Source organism: Streptomyces sp. NBC_01294 (assembly GCF_035917235.1).
GTDB classification, from domain to species: domain Bacteria; phylum Actinomycetota; class Actinomycetes; order Streptomycetales; family Streptomycetaceae; genus Streptomyces; species Streptomyces caledonius.
Map to the genome: position 1 here is coordinate 2,678,186 of NZ_CP108423.1, position 26,673 is coordinate 2,704,858.

The 26,673-nt window shown below is 73.2% G+C and carries 20 protein-coding genes; 8 read left to right on the forward strand and 12 right to left on the reverse strand.

Annotation, left to right across the window (positions count from 1 at the left end):
• Positions 1-78 precede the first annotated feature (78 nt).
• On the forward strand, positions 79-852 hold the full coding sequence (locus OG534_RS11770) for a protein phosphatase 2C domain-containing protein (RefSeq protein ID WP_326588036.1): 774 nt from the start codon (positions 79-81) through the stop codon (positions 850-852).
• 110 nt (positions 853-962) lie between these two features.
• Here the strand turns inward: OG534_RS11770 and OG534_RS11775 are convergent, their stop codons facing one another.
• The 5 genes from OG534_RS11775 to OG534_RS11795 form a co-directional block, all read right to left on the reverse strand.
• A complete protein-coding gene (locus OG534_RS11775) occupies positions 963-1,403 on the reverse strand; it encodes a MarR family winged helix-turn-helix transcriptional regulator (RefSeq protein WP_234323486.1) in 441 nt (146 codons plus the stop codon).
• Between the two features lie 119 nt (positions 1,404-1,522).
• Entirely contained in the window at positions 1,523-3,919 is a 2,397-nt protein-coding gene (gene lon / locus OG534_RS11780) for an endopeptidase La (protein WP_326588037.1), read from the reverse strand.
• A 192-nt stretch (positions 3,920-4,111) separates the two neighbouring features.
• A complete protein-coding gene (locus OG534_RS11785; protein ID WP_326588038.1) occupies positions 4,112-4,879 on the reverse strand; it encodes a DUF4097 family beta strand repeat-containing protein in 768 nt (255 codons plus the stop codon).
• Positions 4,880-4,943: 64 nt separating this feature from the next.
• Complete coding sequence (locus tag OG534_RS11790) at positions 4,944-5,948, reverse strand: sulfurtransferase (protein WP_326588039.1); 1,005 nt, start codon at positions 5,946-5,948, stop codon at positions 4,944-4,946.
• Positions 5,949-6,347: 399 nt separating this feature from the next.
• Positions 6,348-7,733 carry a glycosyltransferase family 39 protein gene (locus OG534_RS11795; protein ID WP_326588040.1) on the reverse strand — a complete coding sequence of 462 codons (1,386 nt, stop codon included), beginning with the start codon at positions 7,731-7,733 and terminating at the stop codon, positions 6,348-6,350.
• A gap of 36 nt (positions 7,734-7,769) precedes the next feature.
• Here OG534_RS11795 and OG534_RS11800 point away from each other — a divergent pair, with 36 nt between their 5' ends.
• Complete coding sequence (locus tag OG534_RS11800) at positions 7,770-8,357, forward strand: hypothetical protein (protein WP_326588041.1); 588 nt, start codon at positions 7,770-7,772, stop codon at positions 8,355-8,357.
• Positions 8,358-8,435: 78 nt separating this feature from the next.
• Here the strand turns inward: OG534_RS11800 and OG534_RS11805 are convergent, their stop codons facing one another.
• Positions 8,436-9,092, reverse strand: a complete 657-nt coding sequence (locus OG534_RS11805; RefSeq protein ID WP_326588042.1) for a TetR/AcrR family transcriptional regulator — start codon at positions 9,090-9,092, stop codon at positions 8,436-8,438.
• 142 nt (positions 9,093-9,234) lie between these two features.
• On the opposite strand from OG534_RS11805, the gene OG534_RS11810 reads away from it, so the two are divergent.
• The 4 genes from OG534_RS11810 (at position 9,235) to OG534_RS11825 (ending at position 17,145) form a co-directional block, all read left to right on the forward strand.
• Positions 9,235-11,001, forward strand: coding sequence for a glycoside hydrolase family 3 protein (locus OG534_RS11810; protein ID WP_326588043.1), 1,767 nt, complete (start codon positions 9,235-9,237; stop codon positions 10,999-11,001).
• A 183-nt stretch (positions 11,002-11,184) separates the two neighbouring features.
• Entirely contained in the window at positions 11,185-11,925 is a 741-nt protein-coding gene (locus OG534_RS11815) for a response regulator transcription factor (protein ID WP_326588044.1), read from the forward strand.
• On the forward strand, positions 11,922-13,016 hold the full coding sequence (locus OG534_RS11820) for a HAMP domain-containing sensor histidine kinase (protein ID WP_326588045.1): 1,095 nt from the start codon (positions 11,922-11,924) through the stop codon (positions 13,014-13,016). Before OG534_RS11815 ends, OG534_RS11820 begins: the two co-directional genes overlap by 4 nt.
• Positions 13,017-13,275: 259 nt before the next feature.
• On the forward strand, positions 13,276-17,145 hold the full coding sequence (locus tag OG534_RS11825; protein WP_326588046.1) for a multifunctional oxoglutarate decarboxylase/oxoglutarate dehydrogenase thiamine pyrophosphate-binding subunit/dihydrolipoyllysine-residue succinyltransferase subunit: 3,870 nt from the start codon (positions 13,276-13,278) through the stop codon (positions 17,143-17,145).
• Positions 17,146-17,221: 76 nt separating this feature from the next.
• Here the strand turns inward: OG534_RS11825 and OG534_RS11830 are convergent, their stop codons facing one another.
• Both OG534_RS11830 and OG534_RS11835 read right to left on the reverse strand, forming a co-directional pair.
• Positions 17,222-17,791 carry a GNAT family N-acetyltransferase gene (locus OG534_RS11830; protein WP_442807070.1) on the reverse strand — a complete coding sequence of 190 codons (570 nt, stop codon included), beginning with the start codon at positions 17,789-17,791 and terminating at the stop codon, positions 17,222-17,224.
• Positions 17,788-19,050, reverse strand: coding sequence for a hypothetical protein (locus tag OG534_RS11835; protein WP_326588048.1), 1,263 nt, complete (start codon positions 19,048-19,050; stop codon positions 17,788-17,790). Before OG534_RS11835 ends, OG534_RS11830 begins: the two co-directional genes overlap by 4 nt.
• 175 nt (positions 19,051-19,225) lie before the next feature.
• Between OG534_RS11835 and OG534_RS11840 the strand changes: the two genes are divergently transcribed.
• Together OG534_RS11840 and OG534_RS11845 are read left to right on the forward strand one after the other, a co-directional pair.
• Positions 19,226-19,420 (forward strand): hypothetical protein, encoded by a 195-nt coding sequence (locus OG534_RS11840; protein ID WP_326588049.1) that lies wholly within the window; start codon positions 19,226-19,228, stop codon positions 19,418-19,420.
• The gene (locus OG534_RS11845; RefSeq protein WP_326588050.1) at positions 19,413-19,682 is read left to right on the forward strand and encodes a hypothetical protein; all 270 of its coding nucleotides are present in this window, start codon (positions 19,413-19,415) and stop codon (positions 19,680-19,682) included. Before OG534_RS11840 ends, OG534_RS11845 begins: the two co-directional genes overlap by 8 nt.
• Before the next feature lie 530 nt (positions 19,683-20,212).
• Here OG534_RS11845 and fxsT read toward each other — a convergent pair.
• The 4 genes from fxsT to fxsA all read right to left on the reverse strand — a co-directional run bounded on the left by fxsT (position 20,213) and on the right by fxsA (position 26,546).
• Positions 20,213-23,227 carry an FxSxx-COOH system tetratricopeptide repeat protein gene (gene fxsT / locus OG534_RS11850; protein WP_326588051.1) on the reverse strand — a complete coding sequence of 1,005 codons (3,015 nt, stop codon included), beginning with the start codon at positions 23,225-23,227 and terminating at the stop codon, positions 20,213-20,215.
• A gap of 64 nt (positions 23,228-23,291) precedes the next feature.
• Positions 23,292-24,548 carry an HEXXH motif domain-containing protein gene (locus OG534_RS11855; protein WP_326588052.1) on the reverse strand — a complete coding sequence of 419 codons (1,257 nt, stop codon included), beginning with the start codon at positions 24,546-24,548 and terminating at the stop codon, positions 23,292-23,294.
• On the reverse strand, positions 24,545-25,789 hold the full coding sequence (locus OG534_RS11860; RefSeq protein WP_326588053.1) for an FxsB family cyclophane-forming radical SAM/SPASM peptide maturase: 1,245 nt from the start codon (positions 25,787-25,789) through the stop codon (positions 24,545-24,547). The genes OG534_RS11855 and OG534_RS11860 overlap by 4 nt, the downstream gene beginning before the upstream one ends.
• Positions 25,790-26,354: 565 nt before the next feature.
• Positions 26,355-26,546, reverse strand: coding sequence for an FxSxx-COOH cyclophane-containing RiPP peptide (fxsA, locus tag OG534_RS11865; protein ID WP_326588054.1), 192 nt, complete (start codon positions 26,544-26,546; stop codon positions 26,355-26,357).
• Between the last annotated feature and the right edge of the window lie 127 nt (positions 26,547-26,673).

The window sequence follows — 26,673 nt, forward strand, 5'->3', positions numbered from 1 at the left end:
CGGGCGGGCCCGCCCGCCCCTCCCGCTCCGGTACGGACCTGAGCCCGCCTTCCGCCCGCCGCCCGGCAGAATGCCGGCATGCGCATCGACCTCGCCTCGGCCCCCGGCCACCAGGAACGCCCCAATGAGGACTGGGTGTCGGCCGCGATCCCCGCTTCGGGCGGCGGCGTCCTGGTCGTCCTGGACGGGGTCACGCCGCCGCGCGGCGAGGACGGCTGCGTGCACGGAGTGCCGTGGTTCGCGGCCCGGCTCGGCGGGCGACTGACCGAACTGTCGGGATCGCGACGGGACATGCCGCTGGACCGGATCCTGGCCGAGTCCGTCCGCGCCACGGCCGAAGCCCATCACGACACGTGTGACCTTTCTCACCCCCGCACCCCGCAGGCGACGGTCGTCCTGGTCCGCTGGGACGAGGCGTACGTGGAACACCTCGTGCTCTCGGACTCCGTCCTGCTCCTCCAGGCGCCGGGGGGCGAGGTGACCGCGGTGCTCGACGACCGGCTGGACCGGATCCCGCGGGAGGTGCTGGGCTCGGTGGCCGCGACGGACGCCCTGCGCAACGCGGAGGGCGGGTTCTTCACGGCGGCCGCGGACCCCGCGGTGGCGGCCCGGGCGGTGACCGGGCGCACGCCGCGGGGGCAGGTGCGGGCGGTGGCCGCGCTCACGGACGGGGCGAGCCGGTGGACGGACACGTTCGGGGAGGGCGACTGGGCCGACTGCCTGACGGTGCTGCGGAAGGAGGGCGCGCAGGGCCTGATCGGCCGGGTCCGCGCCATCGAGTCCGACCCGGCCCGCCCGTCGGGCCGGTACAAGCGGCACGACGACGCGTCGGCGGTCTACGCGGAGCTGTAGCCGCGGTTCGCCGCGGAAGCCTCCGCGGGCGCGGCTCCGTAACCCGGCCACGCCGCGCGCCGGCCTCCGCCGGTGGCCGGTGATCCCGGCACGCCCGGCGGTCGGCTCCCCTACTCCGCTCCCGCGTTCAACTGGTTCAGCAGCCGGGCCAGTTCCGCGACCTCGCCGCGGTCCCAGTCGGCGAGCTTGCGCATGTACTGCTCGCGCCGCGCGCCCCGTACCCGCAGGAACCGCTCGCGGCCCTCCTCGGTGAGGCCGACCAGGAAGGCCCGCCCGTCGGCGGGGTCCGGCTCGCGGGCCACCAGCCCCAGGACCTCCAGGGCCCGCAACTGCCGGCTCATGGTGGCCTTGCCCACCCCGAAGTAGGCGGCGAGCTCGGTGGCGCGCTGCCGTCCGGCCGCCTCCAGGCGTACGAGGAGCCCGTACGCGGCCGGCTCCAGCTCGGGGTGGAGCTCGCGGGCCATCTCGCCGGACGAGGCGCGGGCCCGCCGGAGGAAGACGGACAGCTCCCGCTCCAGGGCAAGGAACTCCTGGTCTTCACTCCCGTGCACGTCCCGCTCCTTCGATGGTGTGTGGCACCTCGGTTCGGTGCGGGACCAGTATTTCGCAGCGGGCAGGCCGACGGCCCGGGACCCCGCCGGAGCGGGATGCCGGGCCGTGCGGCCGGCCGTCACGCGGCGGCGGTGACCGCCACCTCCGCCCGGTCCAGGGCGATCTCCAGGACTTGGCGCACGTCCGTCACCGGGTGCACCTCCAGCCCCTCCAGCACCTCGGCCGGTACGTCGTCCAGATCGGCCTCGTTGCGCTTGGGGATGATGACGGTGGTCAGCCCGGCCCGGTGCGCAGCGAGCAGCTTCTGCTTGACGCCGCCGATCGGCAGGACGCGCCCGGTCAGCGAGACCTCACCGGTCATGGCCACGTCCGTGCGCACCTGCCGCCCGGACAGCAGCGAGGCGAGCGCGGTCGTCATGGTGATGCCCGCGCTCGGGCCGTCCTTGGGCACGGCGCCCGCCGGGAAGTGGATGTGCACGCCCCGGTCCTTCAGGTCGGCGACCGGGAGTTCCAGTTCCGCACCGTGCGAGCGCAGGAAGCTCAGCGCGATCTGCGCCGACTCCTTCATGACGTCGCCGAGCTGGCCGGTGAGGGTCAGACCGGCCGCGCCCGTCTCCGGGTCGGCCAGCGAGGCCTCCACGAACAGCACGTCGCCGCCCGCGCCGGTCACCGCGAGGCCGGTGGCCACACCGGGGACCGCGGTACGCCGCTCGGCCGGGTCCTGGGCGGACTCCGGCACGTGGTGCGGGCGCCCGATCAGGCCCCGCAGCTCGCCGGCACCGATCCGGAAGGGCAGTTCGCGCTCGCCCAGTTCGTGCTGCGAGGCCACCTTGCGCAGCAGGCGGGCGAGGGACCGCTCCAGGGTGCGCACGCCCGCCTCGCGGGTGTACTCCCCGGCCAGCTTGCGCAGGGCGTCCTCCTCCAGGACCACCTCGTCGGTGGCGAGCCCGGCCCGCTCCAGCTGGCGCGGCAGCAGGTGGTCTCGTGCGATGACGACCTTCTCGTCCTCGGTGTACCCGTCCAGACGGACGAGCTCCATCCGGTCGGCCAGCGCCTCCGGGATGGCCTCCAGGACGTTCGCCGTGGCCAGGAACACCACGTCGCTCAGGTCGAGCTCCACCTCCAGGTAGTGGTCGCGGAAGGTGTGGTTCTGGGCCGGGTCCAGGACCTCCAGCAGGGCGGCCGCCGGGTCGCCTCGGTAGTCGGAGCCCACCTTGTCGATCTCGTCGAGCAGCACCACCGGGTTCATCGACCCGGCCTCCTTGATGGCGCGGACGATCCGGCCCGGCAGGGCGCCGACGTAGGTCCGGCGGTGTCCGCGCACCTCCGCCTCGTCCCGTACGCCGCCGAGCGCGACCCGGACGAACTTGCGGCCCATGGCGTGGGCCACTGATTCCCCGAGGGAGGTCTTTCCGACCCCGGGAGGTCCGACGAGCGCGAGCACGGCACCGCCGCGCCGCCCGCCGATGACGCCCATGCCGCGCTCGCTGCGCCGCTTCCTGACGGCGAGGTACTCGGTGATGCGGTCCTTCACGTCGCTCAGCCCGGCGTGCTCGGCGTCCAGCACCGCCCTGGCCCCCTGGATGTCGTACCGGTCCTCGGTGCGCTCGTTCCAGGGCAGTTCCAGCACGGTGTCCAGCCAGGTCCGGATCCAGGAGCCCTCGGGCGACTGGTCGCTGGACCGCTCCAGCTTCTCGACCTCCTTGAGCGCGGCCTCCCGCACCTTCTCGGGGAGGTCGGCGGCCTCGACGCGGGCCCGGTAGTCGTCGGACTCCTCGCCGTCCTTCTCGCCGTTCAGCTCGCGCAGTTCCTTGCGCACGGCCTCCAGCTGGCGGCGCAGCAGGAACTCCCGCTGCTGCTTCTCGACGCCGTCCTGGACGTCCTTGGCGATGGACTCGGCCACGTCCTGCTCGGCGAGGTGGTCGCTGAGCGCCTTGACCGCGAACTTCAGGCGGGCGACCGGGTCGGCGGTCTCCAGCAGTTCGACCTTCTGGGCCACGGTCAGGAAGGGCGAGTAGCCGGAGTTGTCGGCCAGCGCCGACACCCCCTCGATCTGCTGGACCCGGTCCACGACCTGCCAGGCGCCGCGCTTCTTGAGCCAGCTGGTGGCGAGCGCCTTGTACTCCTTGACGAGCTCGGCGACCGACCCGGGCAGCGGGTCGGGCACCTGCTCGGTGACGGTCTCGCCCTCGACCCAGAGCGCGGCCCCGGGGCCGGTGGTCCCGGCCCCGATCCGGACGCGGCCGACGCCGCGGATGAGCGCGCCGGGATCGCCATCGGAGAGCCGGCCCACCTGCTCGACCGTCCCGAGCACCCCGGTCCCGGCGTACTTGCCGTCGACCCGCGGCACGAGCAGCACCCGGGGCTTCCCGCTGCCCGCCGCCGCCTGGGCCGCTTCCACGGCCCCGCGCACCTCGGCGTCGGACAGGTCCAGCGGAACCACCATTCCAGGCAGCACGACCTCGTCGTCGAGCGGCAGCACGGGCAGGGTGAGCGTTACGGACGTCGAAGCCATGATCTTCCCTCCGGCAGTGAAGTTGAGCTATGCCGACTCAATGCATGTGCGCCTCCCGATGTTCCCCAACACCCGTTCGCCCGGGGCGAACGGCCGCGGGTGTGCCTGTCGCGGCTGCCCCAGGCGGTTGGCTGGCGGTTTCGCCAACCGCAGGCCCGCTACGGCACTCGGCCACCGCCCCCGTGACGTCCGTCACACGGCGGAGATGCGGATGTCGCCCGAGGAGGTCTTCACCGCGAGGCTGGAGGACGCCGAGGGGTCCGAGGCCGACCGGATGTCGCGGGCGCCGGAGGCGGTGGAGACGTCGAGCCGGTAGGGGGCCGGGGGGACCTCCAGGGTGACGCCGCCCGAGGAGGTTTCGGCCTTGACCGAGGTCGGGGCCTTCGCGAAGCCCAGGTGGGTGTCGCCCGAGTCCGATCGGACGTCAGCACTCGTGCCGGACAGGCCGGTGGCGCTGACGCCGCCCGAGGAGGTACGGATCTTCAGCGGGCCCGCGATGCGCTCGGCCCGGACCTCGCCGGAGTCGGCCTCCAGCTCGGCGGCCGCCACGCCCGTCACGGTGAGGCGGCCGCTGCTGCTCTCCAGCTTGACCGTGGCGGAGGCCGGTACCTCCAGGCGGTAGTCGATGTAGCAGCTTCCGGTGCAGCCGTTGGAGAAGGTGAGCACGCCGGCGCTGACCTGCTGGCCGGGCGTGGGGACGGTGTCCCCGCGGTAGTGGACGGTACGGCGGACCGTGACGCCGGGGCCGTTGCCGGGGGTGACCTCGATCGAGCCGGACCGGGCGTCCGTCACCTCCACCGCGGTGACGGCCTCGGTGACCGTGGCATCGGCGGTCACCGTCTTCTTCGGCCCGTCCACGACGGAGCCGTCGGAGAGGGAGCAGCCGGCCAGGAGGAACCCGGCCCCGAGGGCGGCGATCGCGGTGCGGACGAGGCGGTGTGACGAGGCGTGAGTGGTCATGAACCGATTCTGACGACGGATCGACGCCCGGCCGATGAGGCCCGTACCCGGCCTCTCGGTGGGGTTAACCCCCCGTCGTGCGCAGGTCCGTGGTCACCGGGCGCAGCGGGGAGGGCAGGCCCCACTCGCTCCAGGAGCCGTCGTACACCGCGATCTCCCGGTACCCGGCGAGGTCGGCGCCGAGGGCCAGCACGCAGGCGGTCACACCGGAGCCGCAGCTGAAGTAGAGCCGCTCCCGGTCCCCGGTCAGCGCCTCGAAGGCCGCGCGGAGTTCGCCGGCGGGGCGCATCAGCCCTCCGGGGCCCTGGAGGTCGGCGAACGGCAGGTTGACCGCGCCCGGCATGTGGCCGCCCCGCAGCCCCGGGCGGGGTTCGGGGGCGGTGCCGGCGAACCGTTCGCGGGTGCGGGCGTCGAGGACGGCCGCGGCCGGGTCGGCCAGGGCCCGCGCGACGGTGTAGGCGTCGACCAGCAACCCGGCGCGGGGCCGGGCGGTGAAGGAGCCGCGCGGGCCGCCGTACTCCGGGCCGACGGCCTCGACGGGCAGGCCGGCGGCCGTCCAGGCGGGCAGTCCGCCGTCGAGGACGGCGGCCCGGTCGAAGCCCATGGCGCGCAGCATCCACCAGGCGCGGGCGCTGGAGTAGAGGCCGGCGCCGTCGTACACGACGACGGTGTCCGAGTCGTCGACGCCCAGGTCCCGCACCGCCTCGGTGAACTCCGCGGCCCCGGGCATGGTGTGCGGGGCGGGCGCGTCGTGGTCGGACAGGGCCCCGTCGAGGTCGAAGGGCCGGGCGCCGGGGATCCTGCGAGCGGCTCCGCGATGGGCGCCGACGGAGGCGTCGAAGACCACCAGCCCGGGCATCCCGATCCGCTCGGCCAACCACCCGACCCCGACCAACGGCCCGGGCCCCCCGCGGAGGGCCCCGGCGGCGGCCGCACCGGGCTCGGCCCCTGCGGCCCCGGCTGCGTTGGGCACGGCCCCTGTGGTCTCGCCCCCACCGGACTCGCGCTGTCCGGGCTCGGCCCGTCCGGGCCCCGGCTCGCGGGACGCGGGGCTCTGGTACGTGGGCATACGGCACCTCCTGAAGGCCCGGCGCACCGCACCCGCCCGCTGGGTCGGCCCGGCCCGCCGGCTGTACGAAGCGGTCGCCCCATCCTCCAGCCCGACTTCACCGGCCCCACAACCACCCTGCCCCGAGCCTCCCTTGCCCCCTCGGCCGCATCACCCAGCCCCGCCGGCGTTTGAGGCGCGGGGTCCGGGGCGGAGCCCCGGGAAACGGCGCGGCACCCGGCCACCGGGCCAGGAAGCCCACGAAATCGAACCAGCCCCGCCCCCGCCACACGCCGACCAGGCCGCAACACCCAGCCCCGCCGGCGTTTGAGGCGCGGGGTCCGGGGCGGAGCCCCGGGAGACGGCGCGGCACCGGACCGCCGGGGCCAGGCCCTGCCCGGTCGAGCCGGCCCGCAGGGCTCAGGCGCCGCAGCCGCCCGGGCGGGCGTACACCGCGATCCGGGCCCCGCGGGCCTCCGTCATCGAGCACAGGTCGAAGCCGGCGGCCAGTTCCTCCCGCTTGGCCGCCTCCCCCGGGTACGGGTCCAGCGGCTGGCCCGCCGGGTCCAGCAGGGCGATCACCCGGGGCGAGGCGAGCAGCGCCGCGCGGATCCGGTCCGCGGACAGCTCGGCGCCCTGGAGGCTGCGCGAAGCCGCCGGGCTGCGGTCCAGCGCCACGTCGCGCAGCTCCCCGTAGACCTCGGGCGAGGACAGCAGCCACTCGCGCCTGCGCGACGGCATGAACACCACCGCGTCCCCCGGCCGGGCCCGCTCCCGCACCACCGCGGCCACCGCGAGGGCGTCGTCCTTGCGGCTCTCGGGCGTGCGCAGCCACACCGACCAGATGCCGAACGGCACGAGGAGCGCGCCCGCCAGCACCCACGGCCACCACCCGCGGGCGGACGCGAGCCGGGCCCCCGCCAGCAGGGCCAGCCCGGCCAGCGCGTAGAGCACGTACCGGTCGACGTACCAGGGGTGCACGAGGGAGATCACCATCAGCAGCCCGGGCGGCAGCAGGACCAGGGGAAGCGCCACCCGTACGAGGTCCTTCGCGGCGCCCCGCGCGAGCAGCAGGGCGGCGGCGCCCACCACCCCGTACGCCGCCCAGTCCTGCCAGCTCGGCCGCCCGAGCCAGCCGAGCTGCTGCTGCGCCTGCCGCGCGCTCACCACGGCCAGCGGCAGCAGCAGGACGAGCACGGCCGCGGCGCTCCACCGCCAGCCGCGCGAGCGCCAGGCCGTGAAGGCGTGGGCGAACAGGGCCAGCACCGCGAACTCGTGCAGCCAGCAGCCGATCAGCAGCACCACCGCGTACGCCGCCCACCGCTCCCGCAGCATCAGGTACGTCGCCCACACCACCGCGGCCGCGACCAGGGCGTACGAGCGCCCCTCCTGGGCGTACATCTGCACGGGCGGCAGGACGGCGTACACGCAGCCGGCGATCAGCGCGGCCCGCTCCCCCGCGAGCCGGTGGGCGATCGCGGCCACCCCGACGGCCGCGAGGGCGGTGGCGGCGACGGAGGGCAGCCGCAGGGCCCACAGGCCGCCGTCCCAGGCCTGGAACACCCCGTGCATGAGCAGGTAGTGGAGGCCGTGCACCGCGTCGACCCGGCCGAGCAGTTCCCCGATCCCGCCGAGCGGCCGGTGGGCCACCTGCCAGGTGACGGACTCGTCGCGCCACATGCTGCCGCCCCGCTCCAGGCCCCAGAGGCCGAGGAGCACCGCGAGCAGCGGCGGGAGCAGGCGCCAGGGGGCGATCCGGCTGATGACGGCCTCCGGGTGCTGTCGGAACGGGTGTGCGGACTCCATACTCGGGGGTGGGCCCGAGTTCCCGCGGAGGTGGGTGTGCGCGCGTTCAGACCGGTGGCTGCGTCGCTGCTGAGTGTGATGGTGCTGGCGGGGTGCGGGCCGTCCGGTCCGGCGGGCGGTGACGACACGCCCCCGAAGGCTTCCACGGAGCCGAGCGCGAGCGCGACCGCGAGCCCGGGCGCGACCGGGGGCGCGAGCCCCGCCCCCGATGCCACCACGAGCCCCGGCCCGGCCACGAGCACCGGTCCCGGCGCGAGCCCCTCCGCCGACCGGCTGCCCGCCCCCGGCGAGACCCTGGTCCGGGTCACCCAGAGCGGCGGCTTCGCCGGCCGGACCCACACGCTCATCGTCAAGGGCGACGGCTCGTGGACCCGGCTGGACGTCAAGGCGAAGCCGGAGGACACCGGAAAGCTGTCGGGGCCGCAGCTCGCAGCCCTGCGCACCGCCCTGCGCGACGCGGACTTCGCCCGGCTGCCCAGGATCTCGACGGGCGGTCCCACGATCTACGACGGCTTCTTCTACTCCTTCGTGCACGGCGGCCACGAGGTCGCCGCCGACCAGGGGTCCCTGCCCCCGGCCCTGCAGAAGGTGCTGGACGCACTGCCCCCGCTCACGGCGAGCTAGGGGCACACGGGGGCGAGCGGGCGAGCCCGCCCGGTTCCCGGGGCTCCGCCCCGGACCCCGCTCCTCGAACGCCGGAGGTCAAACGCCGGAGGCGCTGGGACTCCCCGCCGAGATCTCCCGCAGCAGCCGGTCAAGGAACCCGCGCAGCCGCGCCGGCATGTCCACGCTCCCGGGCGCCAGCACCCACTGGATCTGGAGGCCGTCCATGACGGCGAGGACCTCCCGGCCCACGGCCTCGCAGTCGGTGTCCGGGCGCAGTTCGCCGCGGGCGACGCCCGCCTCCAGCAGGCCGACGGTGTAGTCGAGCACCCGGGCGTAGCGCTGCGTGAAGTAGGCGTGTGCGGGATGCCCCGGGTTGGCGGCCTCGCCGACCAGGGTGTGGAACATCCGGACGATGCCGGGCCGCCGCTCGTTGTCCGCGGCGAGGGCGACGACCGTGGTGAAGTGGGCGGCGACCGACTCGGCGGGCTCGCTGAACAGCCGCTCGACGTCGTGCTGCTCGCTCTGGGCGAGCACCGACAGCAGCAAATCCTCCTTGCTGCGGAAGTGGTGCAGCAGCCCGCCCTGGGTGATCCCGCAGCCGGCCGCGATCCGGGCCAGCGAGGACGCGTGGAAGCCCCACTGCGCGAAGTGCTCGACGGCGGTGTCGAGGATCTTCTGCCGGCGGGCGTCGCCCACCGCATAGGTCCCCCGAGCCGGACCCTTCGACGCGGTGCGCCCCTTCTCCTGTGCCATGCGGACCACCCTAGACGCGCCCGTTTCCGGCCACCCGGACCCAGTGATCCAGGTCACTTTTCAAAAACCTAGCAGGTGCACGGTTTTCACCCTTACCTTGGCTCTGCCGATCCGCCCGGTCACGTGCTCCAGGAGCCCCGCCATGAACGCAACGCCCGCTTACAAGGACGCCTCGCTCCCCGTGGACCGGCGCGTGGAGGACCTGCTCGCCCGGATGACGCTGGAGGAGAAGGCCGGCCAGCTCTTCCACTCGATGCTGATGATGAACGCGGACGGCACCCCGGTCACCGAGACCGACGGCTCGATGCTCCCCTTCACCACGCCCGAGCTGATCGAGGACCGCTTCCTCTCCCACTTCAACCTGCTCGGCAGCCACGGCGCCCGCGAGATGGCCCGCTGGCAGAACGCCGTCCAGGAGATGGCCGCGGGCACCCGCCTCGGCATACCGGTCACCCTCTCGACCGACCCGCGCCACACCTTCACCGACAACATCGGCGCCTCCTTCAACGCCGGCGCCTTCTCCGCCTGGCCGGAGGCCCTGGGCCTGGCCGCCATCGGCGACCCCGAGCTCGTCCACCGGTTCGCCGACACCGTCCGCCGCGAGTACCTCGCCGTCGGCTTCCGCGTCGCCCTGCACCCGCAGATCGACCTGGCCACCGAGCCCCGCTGGGCCCGCCAGTCCGGCACCTTCGGCTCCGACGCCCGGCTGACGGGCGAGCTCGTGGAGGCGTACGTACGCGGCCTGCAGGGCCCGGCGCTCGGCCCCGGGTCGGTCTCCGCGATGGTCAAGCACTTCCCCGGCGGCGGCCCCCAGAAGGACGGCGAGGACCCGCACTTCGCGCACGGCAAGGAGCAGGTCTATCCGGGCGGCATGCGCGAGCACCACCTGGAGCCGTTCAAGGCGGCGATCGCCGCCGGGTGCGCGCAGATGATGCCGTACTACGGCCAGCCGATGGGCACGGACTGGGAGGAGGTCGGCTTCGGCTTCAACCGGGGCGTGGTCACCGGCCTGCTCCGCGAGGAGCTCGGCTTCGAGGGCATCGTCTGCACCGACTGGGGGCTGCTCAACGACGCGACGATCTTCGGGCAGACGCACCCGGCGCGCGCCTGGGGCCTGGAGCACCGGTCCGTGGCCGAGCGGGCGGTCCGCGCCCTGGAGGCCGGCTGCGACCAGTTCGGCGGCGAGCAGTGCCCCGAAGTCGTCGTGGAGCTGGTCCGCTCGGGCCGGATCGCCGAGTCCCGGATCGACGAGTCCGTGCGCCGCCTGCTGCGCGAGAAGTTCACGCTCGGCCTGTTCGAGAACCCGTACGTGGATCCGGACGCGGCGGCCGAGACGGTGGGCCGGGCCGACTTCACGGCCCTGGGCGCCGCGACCCAGCGCCGCTCGCTCACGGTTCTGACAAATCCGGAAGGATTCCTTCCGCTCTCCGCGAAACCGAAGCTGTACGTGCGGAACGTGGACGAGACCGTCGCCGCGGCCTACGGCGAGGTCGTCACCGACCCGGCCGACGCGGACCTGGCCGTACTGCGCCTGCGGACCCCGTACGAGCCGCGCGAGAACATCTTCGAGTCCTACTTCCACTCGGGTTCGCTGGCCTTCCCCGAGCCCGAGCTGGCCGACGTCCTGGCCCTCCTGGACCGGGTCCCCACCCTGGTCTGCATCAACCTGGAACGGGCCGCCGTCATCCCGGAGATCGCCGCGCGCGCGGCGGCCCTGATCGCCGACTACGGCGCCTCGGACGCCGCCCTGCTGGACGTGGCGTTCGGCCGCGCGAGCCCCGGGGGCCGCCTCCCGTTCGAGCTCCCGCGCTCGATGGAAGCCGTCGCGGCCTCCCGCCCCGACGTGCCGAACGACACCCACGACCCGGTCTTCCCGCACGGCCACGGACTGACCCTCCAGGGGGTCTGAAACGGCGAGGCACCTGACCGGTCTCGCCCGCCGGGTGCCGGTCCCGTGGGGGGTCCGGCACCCGGTACATCTCATTCCATTTACTGATGTCCAGCACATATGCCATGTCCGTACCCCACGTAGCCGCAGGCCGGTGCCTCCTCTACGCTGCACCCCATTCAAGCGGGATCTTCAGGGGCGGACATGGAACAGACACACACCACCCACAACGGCGCCGCAGCGACACCCGGCGCCCAGCGGCGTGTGCTCGTCGTCGAGGACGACCACACCATCGCCGAGGCCATCGCGGCCCGCCTGCGCGCCGAGGGGTTCCAGGTGCAGACGGCCACGGACGGCCCCGCCGCCGTCGCCGCGGCCGAGAGCTGGCTGCCCGAGCTGCTGGTCCTGGACGTGATGTTGCCCGGCTTCGACGGGCTGGAGGTCTGCCGCCGGGTCCAGGCGCAGCGGCCGGTCCCCGTGCTGATGCTCACCGCCAGGGACGACGAGACCGACCTACTGGTCGGTCTGGGCGTCGGGGCGGACGACTACATGACGAAGCCGTTCTCGATGCGCGAGCTGGCCGCACGGGTGCACGTCCTGCTGCGGCGCGTGGAGCGGGCGACGATCGCCGCGCACACCCCGCGCGGGGCCACCCTGCGCCTGGGCGACCTGGAGATCGACCACGCGCAGCGCCGGGTCCGGGTGCAGGCCGAGGACGTGCACCTGACGCCCACCGAGTTCGATCTGCTGGTGTGCCTGGCCGGGACGCCGCGGGCGGTGCTCTCCCGGGAGCAGCTGCTCGCCGAGGTGTGGGACTGGGCCGACGCGTCCGGGACCCGTACGGTCGACAGCCACATCAAGGCCCTGCGGCGGAAGATCGGCGCGGAGCGGATCCGTACCGTCCACGGCGTCGGGTACGCCCTGGAGACCCCGGCCCAGGCATGAACGGCCGGCCGACGCAGCGGCAGCGCCCCGCCGGAGGGCTGCGGCCCTTCTCGCCCTTCTCGATCAAGACCAAGCTGGGCACGCTCGTCGTGGTCTCGGTCTTCATCACGACCGGCCTGCTGCTGGTGGCCCTGCGCACCGACACCGAGCTGCGCTTCATCACGGTCTTCTCGGTGATCGCCTCGATGCTGATCACCCAGTTCGTCGCTCACAGCCTGACGGCGCCGCTGGACGACATGACGACCGTGGCCCGGGCGATCTCCCACGGCGACTACACCCGGCGGGTGCGGGGGGCGGGACGCCGCGACGAGCTGGGCGACCTGGCCTCCACCATCAATCTGATGGCGGACGACCTGGAGGCGGTGGACCGGCACCGCAAGGAACTGGTCGCCAACGTCTCGCACGAGCTGCGCACGCCGATCGCGGCGCTGCGGGCGGTGCTGGAGAACGTGGTGGACGGGGTCTCGGCCGCCGATCCGGAGACCATGCGCACGATGCTGAAGCAGACCGAGCGCCTCGGCCGGCTCGTGGAGACCCTGCTGGACCTGTCCCGCGTGGACAACGGGGTGGTCCCGCTGCGCGCCCGCCGCTTCGAGGTGTGGCCGTACCTGTCGGGGGTGCTGAAGGAGTCGGGGCTGGCGGCCGCCGGCCGGCCGGGGCTGCTCTCCGGTTCGGGCGGGCACACCCGCAACGACGTGCACCTGCACCTGGACGTATTCCCGCCCGAGCTGTGGGCGTACGCGGACGCCGAGCGGCTGCACCAGGTGGTGGCGAACCTGATCGACAACGCGGTCAAGCACAGCCCCCCGCACGGCCGGGTCACGGTCCGCGCCCGGGCCGGCGACGCGCCCGGGGCTCTGGCCCTGGAGGTACGGGACGAGGGCCCGGGCATCCCGGAGGCGGAGCGCCACCGGGTCTTCGAGCGGTTCAACCGGGGCAGCGCGCGCGGCGGCGACGGCGGCACGGGACTGGGCCTGGCGATCGCCCGGTGGGCCGTGGAACTGCACGGCGGGCGGATCGGAGTGGCCGAATCGTCACGCGGCTGCCGCATCCTCGTCACGCTTCCGGGCAGCTCGCAGGCGCCGGGTTGACGTAGGGTTCGAGTGGGAAGGACATGATCTCGGCCACACGTGCCCGGGGTCCGTCAGGGGTGCGAAGCCAAGGGGGCCGCAACCTCGGTGCCCCCTACCCGAACCACAGGTGTTTCCCGCCATTCCAGGTGACGAAACCCGCCGTTCGATGTGACCTGCACGACGGATGTACCGCCCGGTCTGCATCTGGTGGCCCAGGAGGCGTAGCCTTTATTCCCGCTGTCCATACCTTGTGAAGCGGAAGAGGGCGGTTGCCGCCGTGTCGCCACAGTCCCCCAGTAACTCGAGCACCAAGACCGAAGCAGGAGAGGGCGGGAAGAACCCCGCCTCAGGCTTCGGTGCCAATGAGTGGCTCGTCGACGAGATCTACCAGCAGTACCTCCAGGACCCGAACTCGGTCGACCGGGCCTGGTGGGACTTCTTCGCCGACTACAAGCCGGGGGTAGCTGTCGCTCCGGTGAAGTCGGACGGTCCCGAGAAGCCCTCGACGACGGACGGCGCCTCCGCACAGGCCGCCACCACCGTCGCCGGGGCGCCGCAGGCCACCGACGCGGCCGCCACGGGGGCGGCGCGCGCCGCAGCCCCTGCCCCGACAGCCGCGCCCACGCCTGTGTCAGCTCCTGCCCCTGCTCCTGCCACCCCCTCTGGTGCCCCTGCTGTGACTGTCACCTCCCAGGCCCCGGCCGCCGCACCGGCCGCGCCCGCCCCCTCCGCCGTAGCCCCGCAGAAGCCCGCGCCCGCCACCGAGGCCCCCACGGGCCCCGAACTGGTGACGCTCCGCGGCCCGGCGGCGGCTGTCGCCAAGAACATGAACGCCTCCCTCGACGTCCCGACGGCCACGTCCGTCCGCGCCGTCCCGGTGAAGCTGCTGTTCGACAACCGCATCGTCATCAACAACCACCTCAAGCGCGCCCGGGGCGGGAAGATCTCCTTCACGCACCTGATCGGCTACGCGATGGTGCAGGCGATCAAGGCCATGCCGGCCATGAACTACTCCTTCGCGGAGAAGGACGGCAAGCCGACCCTGGTCAAGCCGGAGCACATCAACTTCGGTCTCGCGATCGACCTGGTGAAGCCCAACGGCGACCGCCAGCTCGTCGTCGCCGGCATCAAGAAGGCCGAGACCCTCAACTTCTTCGAGTTCTGGCAGGCTTACGAGGACATCGTCCGCCGCGCCCGTGTCGGCAAGCTGACGATGGACGACTTCACCGGTGTCACCGTCTCGCTGACCAACCCCGGCGGCCTGGGCACCGTGCACTCCGTGCCCCGCCTGATGCCCGGACAGTCGGTCATCATGGGCGTCGGCTCCATGGACTACCCCGCCGAGTTCCAGGGCACCTCGCAGGACACCCTGAACAAGCTGGGCATCTCCAAGGTCATGACCCTGACCTCGACCTACGACCACCGGGTCATCCAGGGCGCGGCCTCCGGCGAGTTCCTGCGCATCGTCGCGAACCTGCTGCTCGGCGAGGACGGCTTCTACGACGCCGTCTTCGAGTCGCTGCGCATCCCGTACGAGCCGGTCCGCTGGAACCGCGACATCGACGCCTCGCACGACGACGACGTCACGAAGGCCGCCCGCGTCTTCGAGCTGATCCACTCCTACCGGGTCCGCGGCCACGTCATGGCCGACACCGACCCGCTGGAGTACAAGCAGCGCAAGCACCCCGACCTCGACATCACCGAGCACGGCCTCACCCTGTGGGACCTTGAGCGCGACTTCGCGGTCGGCGGCTTCTCCGGCAAGTCGCTGATGAAGCTGCGCGACATCCTCGGCGTGCTGCGCGACTCGTACTGCCGCACCACCGGCGTCGAGTTCATGCACATCCAGGACCCGAAGCAGCGCCGCTGGATCCAGGACCGCATCGAGCGCCCGCACACCAAGCCGGAGCGCGAGGAGCAGCTGCGCATCCTGCGCCGGCTGAACGCGGCGGAGGCCTTCGAGACCTTCCTGCAGACGAAGTACGTCGGCCAGAAGCGCTTCTCCCTGGAGGGCGGCGAGTCCGTCATCCCGCTGCTCGACGCCGTCATCGACTCGGCCGCCGAGGCCCGCCTCGAAGAGGTCGTCATCGGCATGGCCCACCGCGGCCGCCTGAACGTCCTGGCGAACATCGTCGGCAAGTCGTACGCGCAGATCTTCCGCGAGTTCGAGGGCAACCTCGACCCGAAGTCCATGCACGGCTCCGGCGACGTCAAGTACCACCTGGGCGCCGAGGGCACCTTCACGGGCCTGGACGGCGAGCAGATCAAGGTCTCGCTCGTCGCGAACCCCTCGCACCTGGAGGCGGTCGACCCGGTCCTGGAGGGCGTCGCCCGCGCCAAGCAGGACGTCATCAACAAGGGCGGCACGGACTTCACGGTCCTCCCGCTCGCGCTCCACGGCGACGCGGCCTTCGCCGGCCAGGGCGTCGTCGCCGAGACGCTGAACATGTCGCAGCTGCGCGGCTACCGCACCGGCGGCACCGTGCACGTGGTCATCAACAACCAGGTCGGCTTCACCGCCGCCCCGGAGTCCTCGCGTTCCTCGATGTACGCGACCGACGTGGCCCGCATGATCGAGGCGCCGATCTTCCACGTGAACGGCGACGACCCGGAGGCGGTCGTCCGCGTTGCCCGTCTGGCGTTCGAGTTCCGCCAGGCGTTCAACAAGGACGTCGTCATCGACCTCATCTGCTACCGCCGCCGCGGGCACAACGAGTCGGACAACCCGGCCTTCACCCAGCCGCTGATGTACGACCTGATCGACAAGAAGCGCTCGGTGCGCAAGCTGTACACCGAGTCCCTCATCGGTCGCGGCGACATCACCCTGGAAGAGGCCGAGCAGGCGCTGCAGGACTTCCAGGGCCAGCTGGAGAAGGTCTTCGCGGAGGTCCGCGAGGCCGCCACGCAGCCCGCGGCCGTCGCGCCGGCCGCCCCGGGCACCACCGCCGTCTTCCCGGTCGCCGTGAACACCGCGATCTCCCAGGACGTCGTCAAGCGGATCGCCGAGTCCCAGGTCACCATCCCCGACGGCGTCACCGTCCACCCGCGCCTGCTGCCCCAGCTGCAGCGCCGCGCGGCGATGATCGACGAGGGCACCATCGACTGGGGCATGGGCGAGACCCTCGCCTTCGGCTCGCTGCTGATGGAGGGCACCCCGGTCCGGCTGTCCGGCCAGGACTCCCGCCGCGGCACCTTCGGCCAGCGCCACGCGGTCCTCATCGACCGGGAGACGGGCGAGGACTACACCCCGCTCCTCTACCTGTCGGAGGACCAGGCCCGCTACAACGTCTACGACTCGCTGCTCTCCGAGTACGCGGCCATGGGCTTCGAGTACGGCTACTCCCTGGCCCGTCCGGACGCGCTGGTCCTCTGGGAGGCCCAGTTCGGTGACTTCGTCAACGGCGCGCAGACCGTCGTCGACGAGTTCATCTCCTCGGCCGAGCAGAAGTGGGGCCAGACCTCCGGCGTCACCCTGCTCCTCCCGCACGGCTACGAGGGCCAGGGCCCGGACCACTCGTCCGCGCGTCCCGAGCGCTTCCTCCAGATGTGCGCGCAGGACAACATGACGGTGGCCATGCCCACCCTCCCGTCGAACTACTTCCACCTGCTGCGCTGGCAGGTCCACAACCCGCACCACAAGCCGCTCATCGTCTTCACCCCGAAGTCGATGCTGCGTCTGAAGGCGGCGGCGTCGAAGGCGGAGGAGTTCACGACCGGTTCGTTCCGTCCGGTCATCGGCGACAGCGCGGTGGACCCGAACGCGGTCCGCAAGGTCGTCTTCTGCGCGGGCAAGGTCTACTACGACCTGGAGGCCGAGCGGGAGAAGCGCGGCATCACCGACACGGCGATCATCCGCATCGAGCGGCTGTACCCGCTGGCGGGCACGGAACTCCAGGCGGAGATCGCCAAGTTCCCGAACGCGGCGAAGTACATCTGGGCGCAGGAAGAGCCGGCGAACCAGGGTGCGTGGCCGTTCATCGCGCTGAACCTGATCGACCACCTCGACCTGGCGGTCGGCGCGGAGGTCCCGGCGGGCGAGCGCCTGCGGCGCATCTCGCGCCCGCACGGCTCGTCCCCGGCGGTGGGCTCCGCAAAGCGCCACCAGGCGGAGCAGCAGCTCCTCCTGAACGAGGTCTTCGAGGCGTAGCCTTCGACCCCAGCACCACGGAAGGCCCGGCTCCCCTCTGGGGGGCCGGGCCTTCCGGCCGTTCGGGGCGGGCCGGTCAACGGAGGTCCAGCAGCATCACGTCATGCAGGTCCGCGCCGCCCCAAGGCCGCGCGTCGCCGACCTTCCGGTACCCCCAAGCCCGATAGGCGGCCACAGCCGCCGGACTCTTCGGGTGAACGTTGAGCAGCACCCGCTCGGCGTCGATGCCGTCGAGCAGGCTGTCGTGCAGGCGTCTGGCTACCCCCTGTCTGCGCCACGGGGCACGCACGGCGAGTTCCATCAGGCCGAAGGTCCGCCGACCGTCCTCCCTCCGCATCTCTTCGGACACAGGCTCGGTGAGCTGATCCCACCAGCCCGTCTGCGGCCCGAGCTGGTAGCCGTACGCGATGCCGACGGGCCGTCCGTCCGCGCTGCGCGCCAGGGCGCTCCGGAAGGTGGCCTTACGGGTCTGCGACCTGAAGCGGCGGAACGCGGCTGACACGTCGCTCTCGTTCTCGTCGTACGGCGGCTCGGCAAACGCCTCGGCATACACCAGCCGGAAGGCGTTCTCCGCCTCCGCGGCGGCCGGCCCGTCGAGCTGCTCGACCGACACTCCCTCAGGCTGAGTCACTGGACGCCCTCTCATACGGTCTCGTGAATGCGCACCACGCACTCGCGGGCGGTTGAGCTGTCGACTACCCCGGCCGCCCTCTTGAAATCACGCACCTTGCCCAGAAGACGGGGCGACGCGATACCACCCCAGGTATCCAGTACACCGCTCACTTCGGCGCATGCCTCGTCAACCTCCCCGGCGGCCAGCAGCACGTCGGCGAGCTTGACGCGGTACGAAGCGCTGTTCCTGGCCAGCCCACCCCCGATACCGCGCAAGGCCGCGCGCAGAAACGGCGCGGCGCGCTTGGGCTGACCAGCGCGCACGTACATGTCCGCCGTTGCGTAGTCGACCTCGAAGGGCCCGACGAACCGGGCCCAGTTCGGTACGTCCGCATCGGAGTCCGCGCGACCCATGTGGCCGACCGCCCGGGTCAGGGCACGACGAGCGCCCGACAGATCCCCGGCATGGGTGGCGACGTTGGCATCTCGCAGCGCGATCACAAGATGAACCGTCGGACCCGCGCCCGCTCGGCTCGCAAGCTGGTAGGCCTTCTCAACCGCGCTCGCCGCTTCCCACGACCGGTCGGCCTTGACCGCGAGGAGTACCAGAGTCTCCAGCACCGAGACCTGTAGCAGCGGGTCGTCGACGAGCTGCGCCGCGGCAAGGGCTTCCATGCAGGCGGCACGGCCCTCAGCGATGCGTCCGCCGTCGTAGCCGTACCAGGCATGATGCCCGTGCAGCTCGGCGAGCATCGTTTGCAGCTCCCGACCGACACGGGGCGTGTACAAGGCGCTCCCGAGGGCGCGCGTAATCTCTTGCTCGATGCGCCCGGCCTCGGCCCCCGCGGGCACGCTGCCCGCCGTGTGGTCCGTCTGATACAGCCCGTCCAGCCGTTCTCTCAGCCGCCCAAGGTCTGCCGTACCGATGCGGGGCCCTGGTCCGGCCGGGATCAGGGCCGCTACAGCGAGGGCGCCCGCGTCCGCGACGAAGGTTCTCCTCTTCACCTCTCCAGCGTCGCTGATGGGCGCCGCAACCGTCACTCGATGCGCAGGGATGTCGAACCCCATCTCGGGAAGCGGTACGCCGAAGAGGGCTTCGAGCACGGCCTGCTGCCCCGGATGCGGTAGCGGCGGGGGTGTCTCGCGCTCCCACCGCCGCAGCTGCCGGACGCTCACCGCAGCAGCAATGCCGAGGCGGACGGCTTCCTGCCGGAACACCTCGACGAATGACTCCTGCGTGTAGCCGACGGCGTGCCGTAACCGTGCCAGTCCGCCCGTCACCTGCCCCGCCATGCGCTTCCCCTCGGCCGCGAATCATGCCTTCACCGTAGTGATCTGGCCCCAGACACGGGCGGGAAAACGTCCGCCCAAACGTCCGGCGCTCGGCAGCCCATGGCGCCCCCTCAGGCGGTGCACTGGTGACACGTCGAATTCACAACGCCCTTGAGCTGCGGGAGTACGCATGCCCATGACTATTCGCGTGTACGACATCAACACCCGGACGGGACGGATCGTCCGCGAACGCGCCGATGTGGTCGCAGCCCGCTGCCCGGCCAGCCCATGGCCGAGCCAGAGGCCCGAGCTCAGCCAGGAGCTCCTCGACCGGGCTCGCGTCGGCTGGGAGCGTTTCGTCTCCTCCATCCAGGAGCCGTCCGATGACTGAACGGTACGAATACGTCCCTCATCGCCTGCTGCGCCGCCGCGTACGTGATGTCGCGTCCGGCGCCGAAGGCGTGCTGATGGCCGTGATCAACGAGAACGTCTCGGACTCCGTCCACCAGCACTGGAGGGAGCTGGCCTACATCCGAGCCGCGTCCGGCCGCGAGTTCACCACCGCAGTCGACAACGTCGAGCCGGCCGACCCAACCGCCCCGGACCTCGCAGCCACAGACGGCCGTCTGCCGCCCTCGTTGAGGAGCGCGTAGCGATCTGACGCGCCTGACCAGCCCGAGACGGACGGCGGACGCTGAGACGTGAGAAGCGCGTAGCGATCGGACGCGCCCCGGCTCCGCCCGGGGTCGCTGATCGGCCCGTCCCTGGATAAGGAATGGCCGGCCCGTTCCTTTGGGGGGTTCCCGTCGGTCTTCGGATTTCCGTGGCGGGTCGGTCGGTCAAGGGTGGCCGCAGGCCATCGCGCAGCGACGCGACGAAGGAGCGCCCTTGACGGACCGGCCCGACACGGAGAGACGATGAGACTGACGGGAAACCCCCAAACCATCCCTGATACCGGGTGAGGGAATCAGGCCCCCGAAGCCAGCCCCGCGCTGTCCGGCTCCGCCGCACCGGACCGCCCGCCCCATGCCCCGCCGCGCCTGGGGGGGCGGGTGGGCAGCCGCCGACCGCGAGTGGTGGGGCCGAGGGGGTGAAGGTCCCGCACGCGTGGGTCCCGTACCGCACCCGCCTCACGACAAGCCCCGCGCGCGTGGCTCCGTACGCCCCCCTCCCCCCGCCCCCCCTACGGCTGCGGCTCGAAGTCCCAGTACGGTCTCGTCTGTTGCTTCGCCGAGATCGTGTGGACGTGTTGGGCGCCCAGGGTGCGGGTCAGGCCCTTGATGCCCGCGTCCTCGTGTTTCGCCGCCTCCTCGTACTCCCGTACCGACCGGAGATCGGCCGCCAGTGCGATCTGGGCGCTCAGCGTCATCGGGTGGTCCGGGCCCAGTACCTGCTCGGCCGTGCGCAGCGTCTCCCGGCTCAGGTCCAGCGCGTCCTCCAGGCGCCCCGTGATGTTGCGGTGGCCGGTGGCGTTCAGGGCGCAGCCCAGCGTCCAGGGGTGCCGGTCGCCGAGCGCGCCCCGCATGCCGACCAGCGCCTGCTCCGCGAGGGAGAGGCCCTCCGCGCGCTCGCCCTGGGCGCGCAGCACCAGGCCGAGGTTGCCGACGGTGCCGATGCTGTACGGGTGGGCGAGGCCGAGCTGCGACTGGTAGCCGCGGACCACGTCCTCGGAGATCCGGCGGGCCTCGCCGATGTCCCCGTACTCCCGCAGGTAGGTGGCGTAGTCGGAGGCGACCATCAGCGTCCACGGGTAGTCGGCCCCGAAGACCCGCGTCGCCCGTTCCCACACGGTCCGCAGCCGCAGGCCCGCGCCGGGGATGTCCCCGGAACGGCGCAGGCACAGGCCGAGGTTGTGCTCGGCGCGCAGGGTCTGCGGGTGGCCGAGCCCCAGCACCTGGGTGTTGAGCTTGACGCCCTGTTCCTGCCGGGTCTGGGCCTCCCGGTAGCGGCCCATGAGCCGCAGCCCCATCGCGCAGGCGATGCCGGAGGCGAGGGTGGAGATGTGCAGGGGCATCAGGACCCGCTCGCGGCGGCGCAGGGTGTCCAGGTCGAGGTCGTAGGCGTCCTGGTAGCGGCCCAGCAGCCGGTAGGTGGCGGCGAGGTTGTTCTGGGCGTCGAGGGTGGTGGAGTCGTCCTCGCCGAGCAGCTCGCGGTAGGTGGCCAGGCAGTGTTCGAAGATCTCCCGGGCCGGTTCGAACGTGGCGATGCACAGCAGGACGCCGCCGTAGGCGCTGGTGGCGCGCAGGCTCTCCAGGTCCTGGTCGCCCCGTTCCCCGGTGAGCCGGTCGGACACGGCCCTGGTGAGGGCCTCGGCGCGGCGGAACAGGCCGAGGTTGCGCAGGGAGTTGCCGTACTGGTAGCTGAGCTCGCGGACCTTGGGGTGGTCCTCGCCGAGCATGGCCCGCCAGATCAGGTCGGTCTCCTCGCAGAGCCGCAGGCAGGTGCGGTACTCCCCGGCGAGGATCAGGTAGCGCAGGCAGTGCAGCAGGAAGTTCTGGATGCGCGGGTTGCTGCTGGTGAGCACGCCGGAGGTGGCCAGGTGCGGGATGAGTTCGGCGTACCGGGGCCACAGCCGGGAGTCGGAGGGCCGGCCGGGGTCGGCGGCGGCCAGGACCTGGCGGACGGCCCGGGCCAGCGGTTCGGCCTCCTCCTCGGAGAGGTTCTCGCGGACGATGCCGTGGACCATGCGGTGCAGCTGTACGGTCTCCAGTCCGCCGCCGCCGTCCTCGACGGCCAGGTCCGAGTACTCCAGCCGGACCACGGAGAACTGCACGAGTTTGTTGAGGGCCGCGTTCCACCGGATCTGGTCGTTGATCAGCCCGGCGAGCTGTTCGGGCACGTCGTCGGCGGGGAATTCGCGCAGCAGCCGCAGCGGCACCGGTCCGGGGGCGAAGAAGACGAACAGCCGCAGCAGGGCGAGGGCGTCGGGGAAGTTCTCCCGGACGTTGTTGAGCAGTATGGCGAGGGCCGTGGGGAAGGGCAGCGGGTAGTCGTCGGAGACGGTCACGGCCTCGTGGGAGTCCATCCGGCGCTGGAGCAGGGCCAGGTAGTCGCCCACGGGCAGCGGGGAGTCGGCGAGCCAGCCGGCGGTCTGGTCGAGGGCGAGCGGGTAGTCCCCCAGGGCCTCGGCGAGCTGGTCGGCCTCGCCGGCGGTGAGGCGCAGGGCCCGGCGGCGGATGAAGGTGATCGACTCGGGGCGGGCGTAGAGGGGGACCTCGACCAGGCTGGTGTGCCGGGCGGCCCACTCGCGGTTGCGCGAGGTGATGATCACATCGCCCGCGCCCGAGGGCAGCAGGTCGATCAGGTCGTCGGGGTTGTCGCAGCCGTCGAAGACCATCAGCCAGCGGCCGTACGGGGTTCCGCGCCGCAGCGCTTCGAGGACGGCCCGGATCTGCTCGCCGTAGCTGCCGGCGCCGCGCGGCAGCCCGAGGGCGGGGGCCAGGTCGGCGAGGCGTTCGCGCAGGGTGGGCCGGTCCTCGGCGGGCACCCACCACACCACGTCGTACTCGGAGGCGAAGCGGTAGGCGTACTCGGTGGCGACCTGGGTCTTGCCGACGCCGGACAGCCCGAGCAGGGTGACCGTGGAGGCGCCGGGCGGGGCCTCGGTCAGCGCCTCGCGCAGGGTGGCGATGACGTCGTTGCGGCCGGTGAAGCGCGGGTTGCGGCGCGGGACGCGGCCCCAGATCTCGGGCGGGTCGTTGGGGAAGCGGGGCCCGCGGCGGCCCGTCTCGGTGCCGATCCGGTCGGTGGGCAGCTCCAGGCGGCGCAGCACCCGGTACTCGGCCTCGTAGGAGTCCAGGCCCCACAGGTCGGTCTTCTCCAGCACGGCGACGGCGCTGGGCAGCGGGGCGTCGGTGAGGCACACCGCGGCGAACCGGTCGGGGTGCCGGTCGGTGACGGCGCGCAGGGCGGTGTTCCACTCCTCGTCGGCGTGCGTGCCGGCGGAGAAGTAGCGCTCGCTGAGGACGAGGAGGACCCGGCTGCCGGAACGGGCCAGGTCGTCGAGGGCCTGGGCGATGCCGGGGCTGCTCTGCGGGTCCCAGCGCTGGAGGGAGACGCGGTGGCCGTGCTCCTCCAGGCGGTGGGCGATCCACACGGCCCAGGGGCGGTTGAATCCGGCGAAGCTGATGACGAAGCGCTGCGGCCGGTGCGGCTGCTGCGCCGCCGATTCGCGGTCCTGCCGGCTACCGGTGGTCATGCGGCCGTCTCCCTGTGCTCCGGGCGGTGGACGGGGTTGAAAAGGTACCGCAGCGGACGGTCCGTCAGCCCGGTGCGAACGGCGCGAGTTCGGGGTGCGCCTCGCACCAGGCGCGGCGCTCGCGCTCGACGGCCCGGCGGGCCGCGGTGTGCTGGTCGCCGGGCGGCGGCAGTTCGTCCATGGCCCGTTCGGCGGCGGCCATCGCGTCGGTGAACTCCCGCCCCGCGGTGGTCAGTCGCTCGTGCGCCCGCAGGGTGGGCAGGACGGCGGCCACCTGGGCGCGGATCCGGGCGTGCTGGGCCCAGGCGCCCCGGGCTCCGTAGAGGGCGGCGCGCTGCCAGTAGCCGGCCAGGGCCAGGTGGGCGTAGGCCCCGTGCAGGAGGCCCTCCAGCGGGCGCGGGTCGCTGCGCCAGGGAGCCCAGTGGCGGGGCGTGTGGTCGGCGGTGTGCAGGGTCAGGACGTCGGCGAGGGCGGTCAGTTTGCCGTGCTGGACCTCGTGGACGAGGGTGGCGGCCAGCGCGGGCGGGGCCTGGGCGCGGGCCAGGACGGAGCCGGCGGCCGCGGGGAGGGTGGCGCCGTTGGAACGCGAGCCGCCGCCCAGCGGGACGACGGAGCGCAGCAGCTGGACGGTCTCCTCCGCGCGGACGGTGTCGTAGCGCTGGAGCAGGGTGAGCGCACCGGACCACTGCGTGTCCCACCGCTTGTGGCCCTTGGGGGTGAGCCGGCGGGCGGGGCGGACGGGGGCCTGCTGCGCGGGCCCGGGCGCCCGGTACGGGTCGAGGTCGTCGAGGGCGGTCCGGCCGCCGGGCAGGGCGTGCAGGGGCAGGGTGGCGGGGTCGTCCGGGTCCCAGGAGCGGGCGGTGAGGGCGATCGGGCCGGTGCGGTCCGGGCGCAGCAGTCCGAGGGTGGGCAGGACGAGCCGGCCGTGCAGGGGACGCAGGGTGTGGGTGAAGGCGATCCCGGCGCGCAGCGCGGCGGCGACGGCGAGGGCCCCGAGGTGGCCGAGGTCGGGCGGGGGTCCGTACGGGTCGTGCAGCCGGCGCAGGGTCTCCTCGGCCCACACTCCGGTGGCCGGGTAGTGCAGTACGTCGCGCACGGCGTCCGCGTCCTGCCGCTCGGCCTCCTCCAGCAGGGCCCAGTGGTCGGCGGCCTCCCCGGACCGGCCGCCGGGGGCGGCGTCGAGGACCGCGCGCAGCAGGACCAGGCGTTTGGAGCGGCGTACGGCGCGGACGAGGCGGGTGCCGTCCGCGGAGGGTTCGGTGGAGGCGAGGGCGCGCAGGGTGGGGGACGGGACGGTGAAGGCGGCGAGGGTGTCGGTCATGAGGCGGCCGCCGGGGGGTGGGCGGCGGTGGCGGCCCGCGCGGCGCGGTGGACGGCGGTGGGCGTCTGCGCGGCCGGTTCGGCGGCGGTCGTCCGCGTAGCCCGCCGGACGGCGGTGGCGATGTGCCGGATCAGGACCTGGAGGTCGGCGCAGTAGACGGACGGCTGCCGGAAGCCCTCGCCGGCGCGGTAGCGGTGCGGGTAGTGCCCGCCCCCGCACACCTCGACCAGTTCACAGGCGCGGCATCCGGCGGCGAGGGCGTCGCGCCCGAGCTGACGGGCGGCGAACCCGGGGTGGTCGAGGAGCTGGTCGAAGCTGTGGGTGGCGAGGGTCATCCCGGTGGCGGCGGCGCCCTCGTACGCGGATTTCAGCGAATCGGCCTGTTCGATGGAGCCGTCGGTCTCGATCACGGCGGTGGCGGCGGGCTCTAGCCCGAGGGTCTCGGTGGCGGCGGGCAGGCCGAGCAACAGGGCGATGATCTCCTCGAAGAGCCGGATCCGGGTGCGTCGCGACGCGTCGTGCCACCAGCGCTCGAAGACGGCGAGGAGCCAGTCGGCGTACGGCGCCCGGCCCGGTCGGTGGCCGGGGGGCGGGGCGCTCCAGTTGGCGAGCGGCAGCAGCAGCCCGATGCTCGGCGGGGCGAAGGCGAGCAGGGACTCGTACGTCTCCACCGGGTCTTGGTCGAGGTCGACGACGCAGAGCACCCCGGCGTAGCTGTCCGGATGCCGTGCCAGCAGCCGTAAGCCGCGGGCGGCGGCGCCGAAGCCGGGCCGCCCGGTGCGGTCGACGCGCCGGGCGTTGTGCGCGGGCAGTCCTCCGTCGAGGCTGACGCCGACGCGTATCCCGGCGGCGGCCAGGGCGGCGAGGCGGCCGCGGGTGAGCAGGGTGCCGTTGGTCTGCACGGTGGCGGTGACCCGGGTGCGCGGGGCGGCCCGGGCCACGGCGGCCCGTACGGCGTCGACGGGTGCGGCCAGGGCGGCGGGGGCGGTGAGCAGAGGTTCGCCGCCGTGCAGGACCAGGTCGACCCGGGGCAGGTCGTGGGCGGCGGCGTGCTCGGCGATCCGCTCGGCGGCGCGGGCGGCGGTGGCGGGGGTCATGGCGGCCGGCTGGCCGTGCCAGCCCTGGTCGGCCATCTCGTAGACGTAGCAGTAGGTGCAGGCGAGGTTGCAGCGGCTGCGCGTCTTGAGCACGAACTGCCGTACCGGGTGGGGGCGGTGCCCGGCGGCGCGCGCGGCGGCCACGTCGAGCCTGGTGTAGGGCCAGGGCGCGTGCCGGGCGTGGCGCTCGCGCAGCGCGGCGGGGTCGTGGTGCGGGTCGGGGCCGGGGCCTAAGCCTGGGTTGGGGCCGGGGTCTGGGCCTGCGCCTGGGCCGGGGCCTGCGCCTGGGCCAGGGCCGGGGCCTGCGCCTGCGCCTGGGCCAGGGCCGGGGCCTGCGCCTGGGCCAGGGCCGGGGCCAGCGGGCGCGGGCGGCACGGAGTCGCTCGTGAACGCTCGACCCATCGCCGCACCCCCTCCCCCTGCCGCCTCCCCCGGACTCGGTCCGGGGTGACCCCCGGGAGCCACCCCGGCGGACGGTCCATCCCTGCCCTTCCGACGGTCCCGGCTAACGGCGGAAAGTGGTCAACCCGCTTTCGCGGCAGGGTGGATCAGGTTTGGGGGGACGGGCGCGGAGTCCGGGCGCGGACCGGGCGCGGACCGGGCGGGGGTCCGGCGCGGACCAGGCAGGGGTCCGGCGCGGACCGGGCAGGGGTCCGGCGCGGACCGGGCAGGGGTCCGGCGCGGACCAGGCGGCGACCGGGCGGGGCGGTCAGGCCACGCTGGAGTCGAAGGCGTTGAGGATCTCGGCCGGGTGGGTGACCCGTTCGATCATGCCCTCGATCACCTGGGCCAGCACGGGATGGTCGATCCCGCGCAGTGCGGCCAGATCCAGTCCGGAGAGATCCGGCAGCCGTCCGGGGCACCCCGGGGCCGCCGCAGCATCCTGACGTTTCGTCACCATGTGCCGCTTTTCCCCCTGTCGCGTCGCACACCAGGTGCACGGTCCACTGCCCTTTCCCTCCGGCCCGGGGGCGGAAACAGCGGACTCCGCTCGCGGGATCCGGTTCCGGCCCCCTTGGCCGCCGCCA

Coding starts and splice junctions, on each gene's coding strand:
- OG534_RS11770 (WP_326588036.1), top strand. CDS start 79: ATGCGCATCGACCTCGCCTCGGCCCCCGGCCACCAGGAACGCCCCAAT.
- lon (WP_326588037.1), bottom strand. CDS start 3,919: ATGGCTTCGACGTCCGTAACGCTCACCCTGCCCGTGCTGCCGCTCGAC.
- OG534_RS11815 (WP_326588044.1), top strand. CDS start 11,185: ATGGAACAGACACACACCACCCACAACGGCGCCGCAGCGACACCCGGC.
- OG534_RS11835 (WP_326588048.1), bottom strand. CDS start 19,050: ATGGCGGGGCAGGTGACGGGCGGACTGGCACGGTTACGGCACGCCGTC.
- OG534_RS11830 (WP_442807070.1), bottom strand. CDS start 17,791: ATGAGAGGGCGTCCAGTGACTCAGCCTGAGGGAGTGTCGGTCGAGCAG.
- OG534_RS11785 (WP_326588038.1), bottom strand. CDS start 4,879: ATGACCACTCACGCCTCGTCACACCGCCTCGTCCGCACCGCGATCGCC.
- OG534_RS11845 (WP_326588050.1), top strand. CDS start 19,413: ATGACTGAACGGTACGAATACGTCCCTCATCGCCTGCTGCGCCGCCGC.
- OG534_RS11820 (WP_326588045.1), top strand. CDS start 11,922: ATGAACGGCCGGCCGACGCAGCGGCAGCGCCCCGCCGGAGGGCTGCGG.
- OG534_RS11805 (WP_326588042.1), bottom strand. CDS start 9,092: ATGGCACAGGAGAAGGGGCGCACCGCGTCGAAGGGTCCGGCTCGGGGG.
- fxsT (WP_326588051.1), bottom strand. CDS start 23,227: ATGACCACCGGTAGCCGGCAGGACCGCGAATCGGCGGCGCAGCAGCCG.
- OG534_RS11840 (WP_326588049.1), top strand. CDS start 19,226: ATGACTATTCGCGTGTACGACATCAACACCCGGACGGGACGGATCGTC.
- OG534_RS11810 (WP_326588043.1), top strand. CDS start 9,235: ATGAACGCAACGCCCGCTTACAAGGACGCCTCGCTCCCCGTGGACCGG.
- OG534_RS11790 (WP_326588039.1), bottom strand. CDS start 5,948: ATGCCCACGTACCAGAGCCCCGCGTCCCGCGAGCCGGGGCCCGGACGG.
- fxsA (WP_326588054.1), bottom strand. CDS start 26,546: ATGGTGACGAAACGTCAGGATGCTGCGGCGGCCCCGGGGTGCCCCGGA.
- OG534_RS11795 (WP_326588040.1), bottom strand. CDS start 7,733: ATGGAGTCCGCACACCCGTTCCGACAGCACCCGGAGGCCGTCATCAGC.
- OG534_RS11855 (WP_326588052.1), bottom strand. CDS start 24,548: ATGACCGACACCCTCGCCGCCTTCACCGTCCCGTCCCCCACCCTGCGC.